This is a genomic window from Photobacterium aquae (assembly GCF_001029445.1).
Taxonomy (GTDB): Bacteria; Pseudomonadota; Gammaproteobacteria; order Enterobacterales; family Vibrionaceae; genus Photobacterium; species Photobacterium aquae.
The window spans coordinates 80,006-94,241 of record NZ_LDOT01000001.1; the positions used below are offsets into that span (position 1 = coordinate 80,006).

General features: G+C 50.2%; 14 protein-coding genes. All 14 read right to left on the minus strand.

Features of this window, described 5'->3' with window-relative positions; genetic code table 11:
* Positions 1–900, minus strand: coding sequence for a hypothetical protein (locus ABT56_RS00315; RefSeq protein WP_047876856.1), 900 nt, complete (start codon positions 898–900; stop codon positions 1–3).
* Entirely contained in the window at positions 900–1,742 is an 843-nt protein-coding gene (locus tag ABT56_RS00320; RefSeq protein WP_047876857.1) for a hypothetical protein, read from the minus strand. Before ABT56_RS00320 ends, ABT56_RS00315 begins: the two co-directional genes overlap by 1 nt.
* Before the next feature lie 30 nt (positions 1,743–1,772).
* Positions 1,773–4,574, minus strand: a complete 2,802-nt coding sequence (locus ABT56_RS00325; protein WP_047876858.1) for a tape measure protein — start codon at positions 4,572–4,574, stop codon at positions 1,773–1,775.
* Positions 4,567–4,902 carry a hypothetical protein gene (locus ABT56_RS00330; protein ID WP_047876859.1) on the minus strand — a complete coding sequence of 112 codons (336 nt, stop codon included), beginning with the start codon at positions 4,900–4,902 and terminating at the stop codon, positions 4,567–4,569. The genes ABT56_RS00325 and ABT56_RS00330 overlap by 8 nt, the downstream gene beginning before the upstream one ends.
* Before the next feature lie 5 nt (positions 4,903–4,907).
* Positions 4,908–5,240, minus strand: coding sequence for a hypothetical protein (locus tag ABT56_RS00335; protein ID WP_047876860.1), 333 nt, complete (start codon positions 5,238–5,240; stop codon positions 4,908–4,910).
* Between the two features lie 41 nt (positions 5,241–5,281).
* Positions 5,282–6,217, minus strand: a complete 936-nt coding sequence (locus tag ABT56_RS00340; RefSeq protein WP_047876861.1) for a hypothetical protein — start codon at positions 6,215–6,217, stop codon at positions 5,282–5,284.
* Entirely contained in the window at positions 6,207–6,641 is a 435-nt protein-coding gene (locus ABT56_RS00345; protein ID WP_047876862.1) for a phage tail terminator protein, read from the minus strand. The genes ABT56_RS00340 and ABT56_RS00345 overlap by 11 nt, the downstream gene beginning before the upstream one ends.
* Before the next feature lie 16 nt (positions 6,642–6,657).
* Positions 6,658–7,086 carry a gp436 family protein gene (locus ABT56_RS00350; RefSeq protein ID WP_047876863.1) on the minus strand — a complete coding sequence of 143 codons (429 nt, stop codon included), beginning with the start codon at positions 7,084–7,086 and terminating at the stop codon, positions 6,658–6,660.
* Between the two features lie 71 nt (positions 7,087–7,157).
* Complete coding sequence (locus tag ABT56_RS00355) at positions 7,158–7,499, minus strand: HI1506-related protein (protein ID WP_047876864.1); 342 nt, start codon at positions 7,497–7,499, stop codon at positions 7,158–7,160.
* An 80-nt stretch (positions 7,500–7,579) separates the two neighbouring features.
* A complete protein-coding gene (locus tag ABT56_RS00360; RefSeq protein WP_047876865.1) occupies positions 7,580–8,479 on the minus strand; it encodes a Mu-like prophage major head subunit gpT family protein in 900 nt (299 codons plus the stop codon).
* A 30-nt stretch (positions 8,480–8,509) separates the two neighbouring features.
* Positions 8,510–8,896 carry a hypothetical protein gene (locus tag ABT56_RS23155; RefSeq protein ID WP_053062326.1) on the minus strand — a complete coding sequence of 129 codons (387 nt, stop codon included), beginning with the start codon at positions 8,894–8,896 and terminating at the stop codon, positions 8,510–8,512.
* Positions 8,893–10,086, minus strand: coding sequence for a phage protease (locus ABT56_RS00370; protein WP_047876866.1), 1,194 nt, complete (start codon positions 10,084–10,086; stop codon positions 8,893–8,895). The genes ABT56_RS23155 and ABT56_RS00370 overlap by 4 nt, the downstream gene beginning before the upstream one ends.
* Before the next feature lie 270 nt (positions 10,087–10,356).
* Positions 10,357–12,717: a hypothetical protein gene (locus tag ABT56_RS00375; protein ID WP_047876867.1), complete on the minus strand. Its 2,361-nt coding sequence runs from the start codon at positions 12,715–12,717 to the stop codon at positions 10,357–10,359.
* Positions 12,711–14,114 (minus strand): SIR2 family protein, encoded by a 1,404-nt coding sequence (locus ABT56_RS00380; protein ID WP_047876868.1) that lies wholly within the window; start codon positions 14,112–14,114, stop codon positions 12,711–12,713. The genes ABT56_RS00375 and ABT56_RS00380 overlap by 7 nt, the downstream gene beginning before the upstream one ends.
* Between the last annotated feature and the right edge of the window lie 122 nt (positions 14,115–14,236).

Below are 14,236 nucleotides of genomic sequence, written 5' to 3' on the forward strand. Positions count from 1 at the left end.
CTAGATATCATCTTCTAATACAACAAAGCCAATCTCAGCATCCTGATGATTACACCGAGAGAAAGCTCGCCAGTTTTTCCCCTGATAGTCGATTTGATCCCCTGTACTCAATAAGGCCATAGAACAAAAGCGTATATACGGGATATCGACGGCTGGCCGCCAGCCGTTATTCATTTTGCCCATGACACAAGGAAGAAAAACGGTGGTGGCGCTCTGGCGGAAAACAAACTTTTCTATCTCATAAGGGTCATGAACACCTTCCCCGTAGAATGAGTTCTTACCCCATACCCCGAGCAAAGGGGGCAACAACGCGGGATCGCCTCCACCAACAGGCTGCCAATGCCCGCTCCCGCTATCCATGTACCAATTATTAACGTACGCCCTCTCATGGTGACGCTTTTTTCCACCAAGGAACGCCCCAAAAAAACCGACATTGTGATCAAACCAATCGGCAGCGGCCCACTTGCCGCGGATACCATGGTGCTCACTACCGATCCCCACCGCTGTCCCACCACCGTAATTTAAACACTCCCCGGTATTGGGGTTCATTACCGTGACAATGAAATACTCCTGCCCGGCAATAAAATGAAAAGCAGATGGCCAAACAATCCGCCCACCACTCCAATTTTGCCAAACACACTTGGCATTCAATAGCCCCGGCCAAGGACCACCGGCATAAGCTTCACCCAAATAGAAATCGATCCCTTTTTTGTAACTATTCGGGATGGCATTCCAGCCCAATGCCAAGCCTATCTCAGTATTTTCGACCACCGCTTTACACAGACTATTGGCATTTCCGTCCCTAAGCTGCCAGGGCAAGGCAGGATGCGCACCCAAAAAAGCCGCAAAGGCCCGATGCAAATCCTCCGGGCTGTCACATATTTCCATTTGATACGCCATTACATTAACTCCACAGCCATGAAATCACGGTAACCATTTCGGTGTATATTCTGAACAACCAGAAGCTGACGGGCATTCTCGGGCACTGTGATCTGTTGCAGTGAGGAGGTATTGTGACCGTCGATATAGTAACAGCCGATAAACTCCCCCAACGCCCCGTGCGTTTCATGCAAGAGCGTCATGGGCATGAGCCAATGATCGCCATTTTCATACGTCCAGCCGTTCTGGCACAGCGATGAGCGGGTCATGTTCGGATACACCAATTCAGGCGTGATATAACTATTATCAATCCACAACACCTGCCGCCCCGCATGCCGCAACCACTGAAAAGTGGAATAGTCATTACCTTGGCTAGACCACCGCCCATCCGGATTAACCCCCTCACCATAACAACCGACTTGGCGAAACCAGTGCCCCAACGCACAATAGTTTTGTAATTTCCCGCAGTAAATAACATGGGTCGTCATTGAGACTTGGGCCACCACAATGATTCTGGCGTGATTGACAACCAGCCAATATTCAATCGGGTGTTGCCACAAATACATATATTGCAAAGCCGTGGCATTGGGCTGGCTTTCAAATAACGCGCCTTCTGAATACAACGGCCCAGAAATTAATGCCCAGTTATATCTCGCCGCCCCAATGTCATAATCCGATTTAAAACCACAAATAAAATATTCATTGCCGCTGGGCCCCGTCGACGAGAGGATCAGCTCGTCATTTTGAATACCATCGGGATCTTTCACCCAGCGTTCCACTGTCCAGCCGTTAGCCGAGGCGAAGACTTTTAATTTCTCCAACAGGTCACGATAACCGGCTGCAGTGCCCTTTTCCCATGCCATCCCTTTTTCTCCCTGTCCTTTATTTCCAGTTCAACTTAAACGTGTCCGGTTTCGCTGGACGATTTTCACCACGGCTTGTTCGCCAGCATCGCTACGCAGGTAGGCTTTCAGTTGCTCCTGATTATCGAGGAACGCGACATGCACTGCTGGGGCGGCGACGTTGATGTTTTGGCTGCCGCCCATGCTCTGATGCTGCATCCGCTGGTTTTGTTGAGTCTGTTGATATTGCTGGGTTTGCATGGTTTTCATTTGCTGCATCATGCTGACCATCCAGCGGAAGTTGTCGGCCTGCTTGGGGTTGAGCACCATTTCATCTTTACGCAGCATCCAGGTGCCTTCGTTCTGAGCCGGTACGCGGTCAATACCATCATGGGCTTGGCCTTGATAATTCGAACCACTGATGACCGACGCAATTTTCGCCCCTTCTGCGGCGGCTTTCGCCATCGCGGGGATCGCCATGTACCACGGCTGTGCGGCTGAGGCTTCTGATAGCGCCATCCCTAAATTCAATCCTGCTTTTGCCACCACAAAGGCTTTGCTGACAGCAAACATAAGGCGGTATGCATTTGACTGCTCGCCCGCGACGGATTTAGCAATACCGGCTAACCCGTCAGCCATGTCGGCGGAGCTGTTGAGAACTAAATTATTACGTGCATATTCTGCGGCAAGACGCTCTTCCCCTGCCTGACGTTCAATATCCGTCAGGTTGGCTTCATGGTCAGCCCGCAGTATTTCCCGATTGGCAAAGTATTCCCGTTCAAGTTCATCTTGCAGCTGGTTGTTATCTTGGGCTTGGGCATACGCAGCCTGAAACGAGGCCGACAACTGTTGCAGTCGCTCGTTATAGGCATATTGTTCTTGGATTTGCGCCTGATTTTCCATATCAGCCTGCATGGCCAGCCGCATCAACCAAGCGGTATTCAATTCGTCAGATTCCCGATAGAACGCATCTATGGTTGAATTATCTAGACCCGAAGCATCTTTGCCCTGTAGTGAGTCCAGCTTCTCGGCTTCCAGCAGTAGCTTCTTAGCCAGCTCTTCGTTAATGCCTTTTAGGGCTCCGTGTTCAATGTCATACCGCAGTTTGGCCGCTTCAGACGTTTCGCCAAACAAAGCAACTTGCCGCTGCATCAGGGCCAGTTGCTGCTGGGCGGTTTTAGTGTTTTTGTCATCACCTAGCGGCTTCAAAGAGGGTTTCGGTTTATCCAGATCTACCCAATCGGTAGGCAGGCCATCATTAAAAATGGTGGTCTGCTTGGCGGCGATTTCAACGAGCTGCTGATCGAGAGCCTGCGCATGGGCATTTAGGCTTTCAATTTTACTGCGGGAATCTACCCGGCCTGCGGCATCAAGGTACTGCAAACTGCCTGACAGCTGTTCAACTTGCTGACGGGTCTGCGCCAGTTCGGCTCTCACCGCATTGGCCTGCGTGCCAAGCTGGCTGATCATCACTCGGCGCTGGGCGTCATTTAAATCACGAAAACTGCCGGATAGCTTACTAACTTCATCATCAAGGTTGATTGTCGGGGTTTTCGCCTCCGTTGCTTGCAAGGCAAAGTAACCTATCGCTGATGCGGCCAACATAACCACCCCAGCAGGCCCACCGAGAAATGCCATGGTGGCATTCAAGGCACGACCGGAGACGCTGGCCGCCGCTTGAGCGGCTGATAGCTGGTTTGTGGCTGCGGTTAACTGCCCCCTCGCGACTGCTAGCGCCTTCTCTCCACCAGTGCTTCTAAAAATAAACGCATTGGTCAACTGCAAGGTTTCTAGTCGGGCGACTTCTGCGGCCGTGACAGCAATCGTGGCCTGACTCTGTTTGATTAACGCTGCGATTTGGGAGCGGGTTGCCAGCATGTCGCGGGTCTTAGCGGCAGTCATGTTCATTAAGGCTGCGGTGCCGCGGCCCAGCGCCAAGGCCAACGTCACCCCGACGGCGGTTGAAACCAGTTCGGCGTTACCGGCTAACAGATCTAAGCTGTCGGTTAATGACAGCACCAACGGCGAGAACGCATCCGAGATAGGCTCCTCGAATGCCACCACCGCTTGAGTGTAGGCTGTCGAGAGATCGCCATACATGGCATTGACGTTACCTGCGGTTCTGGCGGCGGCCCCATCATAGGAAGCCAATGCCTTGACCAAGGTGTCAGCAAAGAAATCTGAGGTCACTTTGCCATCATTAACAAGTTTACGAAAACCACCCGATGCCAATCCGGCGGCTTTATCCATCCGAGTCAACAAGCCGGGTAAGGGCTCGACGGTCTGGTTAAGCTCTTCCGCTCGCACAATCTGGCTGGCCATCGCCTGCTGCAAACCGAACATCGACTGGCCAAGCTGATCGTTGGTGGCACCATAGGTGGCCGCCGCATTGCTCATCCCCTCAAAGATGGCGATCGTCTGCTGGCGGGTGATCATCCCTGAGTCTTCTATCGTGGCAACACGGGCATAGCTGCCCGCCATGCCAATCAGCGCCTTGTTGTGCTCTTTACTGACGTCAATCAGGTATTGCTCAGTTTCCAGCCATTGCTGCTGACCGCCAACCAAGGCTGTGATTTGGGTACGGATATCCTGATACGCGCCCAACCGCTCGGTGGCCTGCTGGGCGGCGGCGATAGCCGAAAAACCCGCTGCGACGCCGAGCAAGTGGTTGCGCAGACCGAGCATCTGCCCTTCCAGTGCATCGGACTGGCGGGTCATGCGCTGCATTTTTCCATCAGCCACCTGAACCTGTGAGCCCAACTGGCCGACCGCCTGACCCGCCCCCTGTACCTGCGGGATAAACTGACGGGTCTCGGCATCAAATTTCAGGGTGAACTTAAGGTTGTTAGTCACGGCGGTTGAGTTCCTCGGTCATCGTCTGGGCGATCAGTTTGAGCTTACGGTAATCATCGGTATCGACCGTGCGGCCGGAGAGTTCCGCATCGGCTCTGACCTGACTGGCATCCATCCCCAAACACACCGAGCCATTCCAACGCAGGAACGCGGGTATATCTAACCACCATTCCAGTACGTTCTGGTGTTCATCCCAGACGGTGATCACCTCGGGCTCTGCCTCGACCTTGGCGAATGTATCGGATTCAATGCCCCAACTGGCCAGTTCGTCCTGCCAGTCCTGATCGTCTTTTGCCGTGGCGGGACGACGTTGGATCGCCGCCCGCACGGCATCTAGGAGTTTTTTGTGCTGGCGACCCCGCTCATCGCCTTCATGTAGCCTTGCAGCGCTCCGGCGGTGAAATGTTGGTTTTGGCAGGCAGCCGTCAGGTTGTCGGGGGTGAATGGCAACGGCTCGCCGTCTTCGTCATGGATCCCACTCCAACCCAACACCACCTCACTAAACAGTTTGCTGTCGCCTTGCTGGCTCATCTGGCGGAACTCATCGCTGTTCACCAATTTAAAATCCAAGGTGATATCGCAGGTTTGCACCTTGCCGCCATCCATCGGCACCGCAATGGTGATGGGCCACTTTTTAACAATGCGCTCTTTGACTAACTGAAACATGGTTTACGTCCTTACGGATTTAAAATGTGTTTAAACACTGTTTAACGGGTAAAGAACTGATCGCTGTTGGCAATGACCGTCAACGGAATACTGTAGGTTTGGGTGCCCTCCTGCTCGCCATAAGTCGGGCGGCCGAACTGCACCTGCGAACTCTGCCAGCCCACCTGATTGCCGACCGGGCCATTGCTAAACACCAACTCGTGTTCGCTGCCTGCCTGTGCCAACGCAAAGACATCCAACTGCGCCAACTCCGGCGCTTCTATCACCATGGTGGCGGTCGGCTTGTAGTCGGTGATCATCACCTCCTCGTGACCGACATACTCCTGATACGGCACTTGGTTGGCTTGATCGTATTCGAGCGAAATCAACTTGGTAGCCGTGCCGTCGATGGTAAAGCTGGCGTTCTGCACCCCGATTTTGAGCGGCGTCACCCACGCACTGAAATCCGGCACTGGGTTGGCCATTGTCACTACTGGGGCAAACAGGCCGGTAAACACAAACTTGATCCCCCCGAACTGCTTGGCCGTGGCATTGAACGACACACTGCCCCGCGCCCCGACTATCTTGTGCAAACTGCCGGACTGAAAGAAATAGAGCGTCAGGCTACCGGTTGCCTCTTCATCAATGCGGTAGAACGTCTCTGACTGGGCGGCGTTTTCTTCCACCGTGCGCAGACAGGCTTTCATCAAGTTGCCCCATGGCGCGGCCTTGGCCGGATCGTTCGAGGCCGCCAAATCCACGGTAAATTCCACGGTGACGTAGGTTTCAGTCATGATTTGCGGGGATTGCCCCATCGCCCCGTTGTCATATTCGAGGCTTTGGGATTCACCGGCTAACGGCGTGATAGAGAACTCACGCCCCAGCACATGCTGCATGGTTGCGGCTGGAACACCGTTTTCATCCGGTGTAAAAGCATCAAGGCCGTAGCTAGTTTCCAGACCAAAGCCGATAATTTTCTTTCTGTTTTTACGGGCCATACGCGTTTTGATCCTCGGTATATTCAGTGACAAAGTTATCCAGCCAGCTCGCCCGGCCGCTTTCAATCGTCAGCAGGCGACCGCCGCCGAGCCAATACGGCTCGAATTCCTCCGCCCCCGACCAGCCAAACAGGCGTTGTCGCAACGCTTGGCGCAGGGGCTGGAGGTCTATCGGCTTGCCGTTGCGAGACGTATCTACAATCACCACCCCGACCGTGGCGGTGAGCGATTGCAGGTAAGCGCCAGAGCCGCGTACATCCGGCGCTGGCGTTTCCCCCACCAGAAACACATACAGCGCAGGGGTTCGGGTGGTGCCGGTTTTCTTCACATCCAACTGGCTCAGGGCATCAATCTCGCTGACATCCTTCCACGGCGGGTTGCCTTCCTTGAGGCGGGCCACCGTCAGTGCCACCACATCTTCCATCAGATAAAATCATCCATTAGATAAAGCCCTTGCCGTTCTGACGGCTGAACACCGCCCCCGCACTGGTCATGGTTGCGGTATTGTGGGTTACCGGTTGGTGGTGATTGCGGTCTAGCCCCAGCTGCAACACCCCGCGCCCGACCTTTTCCATATACCCGATGGCCTCGGCATAGCGCTTGGCGGCTTGGTGTTCCTCACCCAGCTGGTCGTCATAGAGGTAATAGCGGGACAAGTCGCAGGCAGTGCGGGTAAGCACCCGAGGCACGACCGGCAACGGCAGGTCATAGCGGCCGCCGAGATAGCCATCAATGGTGGCGCTGGCATCGTCCATCACCTGATTCAGCACGGAGTCGACAATGCCGCCAGCATTACCGTCACGGTCGGTCAGCTCGGTCAGTTCATCTTCGCCAAAGCGGGCAACCATGTCGTCACGAGTACAGTACATACGCGATCCTTGTTTAAAGCCGTTAGGGGCTAGGTTTTAGGGGCTAGTCGTTAAGAGCAAGGACTAGAGTTTTACGTCTTACTCGGCTTTGTGGTTGTTTGGGTGGTCGTTGCTTGGGTGGTGCTTGCTTTGGCGGTGGCCTGCTTTTTCTTGGCTATGCCTCCAGATACACCTGTTTGAACCAAAGCCCCTGCCGGATCGTTAGCCGGAGCTGTCGGCGCTGGGTCATCTTGTGCTGTTCCAAGTAGCGCCAGACGCGGGTCGGCTTCCAACATGGCCAGTTGCGCATGGGTGATCGTGCCAGCCGCCAGCGTATTTTCACCGGCTTTGAACGCCAACCCAGCACGGCGATAGCCATTGTGTGCCAGGCTTTTAACAATAAGGGCTTGAGTGATGAGATTACGTTTTTCCATAACATGAATGTCTCCGCTTATATGAGGCTAATTCTCGATACTCGACTCTCTAAACTTGCTACTCAGCCGCCGTTCAGTGATTACGGCAACCAAGGCACCACAACCAACTCGACGGCTTTGTAGTTGGTGTTGGATTCGCCCTGGGCTTTGTTTTCCGCTTCCAGCACTTTCTTCGCGGCACTGCGATTGCTTGGGCCGCAGACCAATACGCTGGCCATGATCCCCAATGGACGGCCCTCGTCTGACTTGAACGCCATCATGGCAGCGACTGCGCTATCAAAGTTGGCATCGGTCAGTTCAGCCTTGGAGGCAAACGCCTGCTGCCAGAACGCCACGCCCCAGTTACCGCGGCCATCGACGCCATAGACATATTCATCCGCCATGAAGACGTGATCCGACTGGCCTGCATCGGTCTTGGCATTGAGGCGGTAGTCTTTGCGCTTTTGGTAAATGAACGGCTTGAGCGGACGACGGGTATCAAGCAGGAACCAAGCGGCTCCCGATCCCGCCTGCATGTTAGAGACCGAGGCATCTTTACCTGTTGCGGTGTCGATGACCGGATGATCGGTATCGAAGAAATACTGGCCGTCGTAGCATTTGGTGGTGAAGCCTGCCGCCATCAGGGCAAACAGCATTTCATCGGGGTGCGATGCCGCCGCATAGCCCATTTCCTGATACAGCGGCATGAACACACCGTAAGCATCGTCATCAATAGCCTCCGCCGGAATGGCCACGGTGCTTTCGTACTTCTTATTCTTGAGCGTGTAGTCATGGCTGGCGAGCTTCTTGACCTGACGATCCCCGACCCATTCCCGCAAGCGGGGGAACTGCCCCAGCCAGGTATAGGCTTCCGCCGATGTGCTAGAAGGCACCATGGTGGCGAACTGCGGCCACAGCGCTTTATAGCTGCCACTGCCAGTGTTAAACGCGGTTTTAATCGCCGTATAAAGGGCGCTTAAATTCTTCTGATTAATATCCACTGTTACTTCTCCCTGCGCGATTGCGCATCCCTATTTGATCCCCAACCACACCCAGACGCCGTCATCATCCACTTGGGTGATGACCCCGGCTTTGGGCCGCGTGTTGGTGGCGCTATCCAGTGACACAGTGTGTTCATCAGCAAAGAACGCATCACTGCCGACACTGGCATTGACGATATCGCCACTGTTTTGAAACTTATGCTCACCGACCTCGACCCCGATACGGCTTTCACCGTCTACGCCGTGGCTATTGTCGATGCCCAGTGATGACACCCCGGCACAGCTATCCCCCGGCGCGGCACTGGCTAAGCCCACCGCCAATCCTGCCGCCAGCATCACCACCACGTTGCCGCCGATGTACTGACCTCCTTTCACGGGATAATCGCGGCGGTTGCCACTGCGTTTTGCTTCACTCATTCGCGGTTGTCCTTTTTGGCTGCCAAGAACGCGGCTTTGTCGAGATCGCAGGCCTTGAGAACGGCCAGCTCTTCGGCGGTCAGGCCATCATCGTCTTGGAATTGTTGTTGAAGGGTGGTGCTGGTTTTCTGGCTGGCGGTTTGTTGCGCCGTAAGGGCGGCAATGGCCGGACGGTTTTGCAACATCGCGGTTAACGCGGCCACGCCCTGCTGCTGACCGAACTGGGTGAGGTAGTCGACCTCTGCCTCTACAATCTGGCCTTTGTCCTTGGCTGACTTGATCACCGACTCGATACCGTTGCTGTCAGAGCCCGCCTTGAGTACCGCCAGCTCACCCACCACCCCGTTGTAAGCCCCAATCGGGACATACTGGGTGAGATCGACCGCCTTGTCTTTTTCGGCAGTCAGCACCGCCACTTGGCTTTTTAGCTCACCGCTTTCATTGGCTTTGGTATGCAGTGCATCCAGCGCCGTCAGGGCGGCTTGCCCTTGTTCTTGGCTCAGGGTGTCGCCGCTGGGTTCAATGCCCAGCTTGGCAAGCAACTGCTTGAGTAGTTCATCCACGTCACGATCCTCCATTTGACCGTATAGGTTGATTTCAGTACCGACACCGGCACTGTGAGAATTGAATCTAAGGGAGAAGTCCGCCGACTTTTCGGCATACAGCGCGGCCAGCGATTCCATGCCCACGACGCCGGGGTCATTGGTGATCGCGGCCATGCGCAGCAATAGCGGGCGGCCTTGTTTGTCATAGGGGAAAACCGCCGAGAGAAACGCATACTCGTTGTTGTCGATATGCGCTTGGGCGTTAGTTGTCCAGTCTGGCTTGATGTACAGGCCGAGACCGTCACGCCATTCAATGTCGGTCTCACTCGTTAGCCAACCTGCGGCGGGCGCGGGTTTACCATTCTCGGCCGCATGCAGGGTTTGGTGCTCGTAGTCGATAAGCACTTTAGGGGCGGCGGCCTTGGTGGCGGCAATCATCTGCACGGCGATAGTGGCATCGAGATGCCAGTGGCCGTCTTCGGTATCGTGCGGGCGACCGTCACGGGCCTTGAACTTGCCAGCAGGTAGCAGCTGGACCCAGCCGTTATCGTGGTGGTTGAGGTCGGCGACCAGAACCGCGACGTTACCGGTTAGGTTGGCAGATAGGACTGCCTGGGCGATATGAGTGAGATTTGATGTTTTCATAGCGCCAGTGTGGCGCTATGAAGGGGTTAGGTGGGGAGGAAGAGATTCGGGATTAAACGTCGATTTTAGTCAGTGGCGGCTAACATGGAAATGGACAGAAAGGTGTTACTTACTTTGCTAATTTAGCAATTGATGAATTAGTTTTAGTATGGGGAAAAGTCTCCTCGCTGAATGTCCAGTATTAGTTGCGTAGACTAAGTAAATAGACACCAACTTGATAGGGCTCTTTAGTCAAACAGTTAAAGCCCCGAGTGCTAGGGCTTTAACTTTTTAAAACTTGTTTATGATAGTTTTTAACCTTAAAAACTCAGGGGTATTTATAACCTCCGGCTCTTCATGAGCAATTTTGTTTAGGCAATTAACTAGCTTAGTTGGTGGGTGATATTTTGGCTCACCAATAACGCTATCTAAAAAATCTAATGCGAGTTTAGGGTAAATTTCAATCAAACCACTATGCTCTAATGTTCTTGTTATATACTCTGCATCACTTTGTCGCTTAAGGTGATGTCTTATTATTTTATATGCTTCATTGAAGTTTTCTTTTGCGGCTATACATATCAAGGCAAGTTGAGTCACAGTATGATCATCAACCTTAACCTGCTTCGGCCAAACTTTTGTTAAAAACGGTTTAGCCCTATTCTGCCAAAACTCATTAACTTTTTCTCCTGAACTAGACAAGATATCCTTCAGGGCCGAAGCTACATGATATAGTGATTCGTTAGGAATAGTAATAAAGACTTTTGCCAACTCTCCGACTTTAAACTCTGAGTCCCCCTGTAGGGATAAATGAGTCATAAAAGTAACATATTGACTTTTTAGCTCACCAAGATAATAATAGTATTTTGCCGTGTTTATTAAGTAGTCTCTGATTTCATAAATAAAGCCTTTATGCAGCCTTGGAGACCAGAGTAAGGATTGCCAAGCCATGGAAGATGTATTTATATCATCCCATGACAACCAAGAAATAATATGTTCTCTAGCCCATGCTTGGTCCACTCTATAGATGGACAGCATATTAGAGCAAACAATTACTCGGCCTAGACTAAACTCATCAATAGCTAAGTCACAAACGACTTCCAGCCTACTTTGAAATTCTTCATCCAAACCTCCATCATCGCACGGTTTCTTTGTATACCACCAACTGAATAGGGACTCTATCAACATTCCCACAGGGTGATTTATAGCCGTATTAATCGTTACTGAATCGTTGTCTATTTCGTACGGAAGATTCAGTAATCTATCGTAAAAATATAAGAAGTCATTGTCAGTAAATGTATCTCTTGGTTGAATTTTTTTAAGCCATCGAGATAATGACCAAGCGATCTCAACTAATTTTTCATCTGGAAATTGCAGAACAAACTTAAACAACCCTATCTGTTTCTCTAGATCTAGATCTTCAGCTTCACTCCAAACTTGAATTCCTTCACGCCATCTTTCGGTCAACCACATACCGGAAGCAACAGTTTCTTTTAAAGCTGACGACGTTAGTTCAAAATCATCACGACAAAGTGTACTCCAATCATCTTCAGTCCAGTAATGATCGACTGGCTCCTCTTTAAGCCATTCAATTAAACCTAGCTTTTCCTTTGGCGCACTAACAACAGACTTGGACTCATCACCACGTCCTGTCCAAAATGGAAATTCATCACGGTCATCATTTGAAAGCTTCCATTTTTGATTAATACTCTCAATATTAGCTAACGTTTGAGTCGCTTCTTCATTCAGAGTACCGCCATCTTGCTGCAACTTCTTGAGCCTCAACCATATTGAACGCCTACATAATCCCTCGAACTCTTCTTCTGATAACTCTTCTCTATACCACTCTCGTTTAGGACCATTAATTGTTATCTGAAGTATTTCTTCGTACTGTTCGTTGTTAGCAGTTCGGTGCAGAGTACGAAGCAACTGCAGGACTTCTCTGTGAGTGGACACATTCCATAGCCAATATGCATCATCTTGCTTTAACCAAGAAACAACTGTATCAACGGGGATTGCACTTGATTCACTTGCACAAAATAGTGCTATTCTCTTAAATATTGGATAAGGTTGATTCCAAAACTGTTCTGCTAAACTGATTGCAAAATTCTCATCTTGGTTTATTAATGACAGCCAAGAGTCTCTGACTAAGTCAACTAATACTGTCCAACTATTGTAGTCATTGTTCTGTGGGTGTGCTTTGATCGATGGCCTAGAGATATATGAATAGTCTGCTTTAGGGTTAATATCACCTAAGGTTGATTTAACTTCCATTAACTCAACTAAAAGTCCCACAAATTCATGTATCAGCTCATAGGAATGGTTATGCCAACACTCGTCATTGTTTAAGCTTTCCATTGCAGAGTGAGCAAAAGAAGATGCAACATCAACATCCCAATCAATACGACCTTTAATACCTGATTCTGCATCTGATTTATGGAAGTTAAAAGGTTCTTTAAAGTTCACAAAAGGGCCTAAAACTCGACGCAAGCTTTTCTTTAGTCCAACAGTAACACCGAGAAGTTTGTAATCTTCTACCCAGTTATAAAAATCAGTTGCAATATCTGAGTGCTCTGTGTAGCCTGCAAGCACAATAGACCATAAAGATTTCATTCTACTAGAAACAATGCGGTCAGGACTCTGTAAGCTCAGCATTCTGAAGTATTCGGTATCTCGTTCTTTTCTTTTCTTTTCTCATCTTGTTGTCTAATTTCCGATGATATCAGCCATTTCATTTTCTGATCCAATCTTCCGCCCTGCCTAGAAACAAATAAGATTAGTTCGGGATTATTGATATGTTGTAGCAACCATTTGGCTAGATTTTCCATTACTTCATCCCAAGATGTTTCATGGTACCCACTTTTTGCAATAGTCATATTTGGAGTAAGTGAGCTTTTGGCGGGTCTATTGAAGATGTTGTAACTTCCCTTTTCATCCAAAGATTTGTCAATTACACCGTATCTCGATAAGTCCTCTGCATTAAGATTCGCTCTCTCCAATACTTTTAGCCATGAAATAGGAGCGGGTGGACTGAGCTTAGAAAATGTCTTTGCAGGAATTCCTGATGGATCACTCAAGGCCCACGCTAGTCTCTTGGCATAATCGTTTTGCACGTCTGATTGCATTGGGTTTGTATAGGCAGTTGTAACAACTATCTGCTCCTTGCCACTCAAACCATCTCTGTATGTTTCAGCCCACTTTGATAGCGTTTCATGCAAGTAATAATGACGACTGTGATTCTTATACAATATTGGAGTTACATTTTTTGCTCGCCAGCTCTTTTCTTCCTTATCGTATTCACTAGCTTTGTAGTTCCCAAATGCATACATTTCAGGTGGAGACTCGCCAAGTTGTTTATCTGCTGCTAGAGCATCCATCATGTATCTCAATACTGGATCATTTAAACTATAACCAATAAAGCAAACTGTATAAGTTCTGAATAGCTCACTAACAAATCTCGCAGCCCAACGTTCCGTCAAATAAGCTAACCCAAAATCTCCACTCGAAATGACCAAATGATCTAGACCATTTTTATCCCTTGGCAACAAGCCATGCAAATACACTAAACCATCCCAGCGCTTCTTAGGGACGGGCAACAGTGGGGCAGAAAATTCCTTAATCTCAATTCTTTCTTCTTCTGCAGCTTTTTGAAAAACAGTATCGAAGTTAGTCGTTATCAACCTCATTTTTTTATCGTTCGTTGTTGATAACCTGAGTAAAGATCTGTGCGTCTGTGTCGACTTAGGACTAGAGAAATCTGGCTTTAGCAGCTCTGAGAGTTTCTCTCTAACATCTCGCCTCCACTCTGGAGTCTGCTTAATCGACTCTAGTAATGAAACAGCTGTGTCGAACTGACCATTCTTAAGTGCTTGCTTTTGTACGTCATCAGGAATTACACCCATCTCGCTATACAATGAATTTACCAATTTACCAAAGCCGGGCAAGCCTGCCGGAAATGAGATGCCAGCACCGCAAAAGAAAACGACTCTTCCTTCCTCATGTGCTTGGATCAATTTATCAGGGACGTTAGGTCCGTTCTTTACAAATTGCATTTAGTTTGTTTTTTTTAATGGTTTGCCTTCATCATATACCTTCAGCATCTCCTTATTAAGCTGAACTACTTGATTTTGTGGAAACTACACAAAAAATGTATGGAGTGAATCGAGAGAGAATT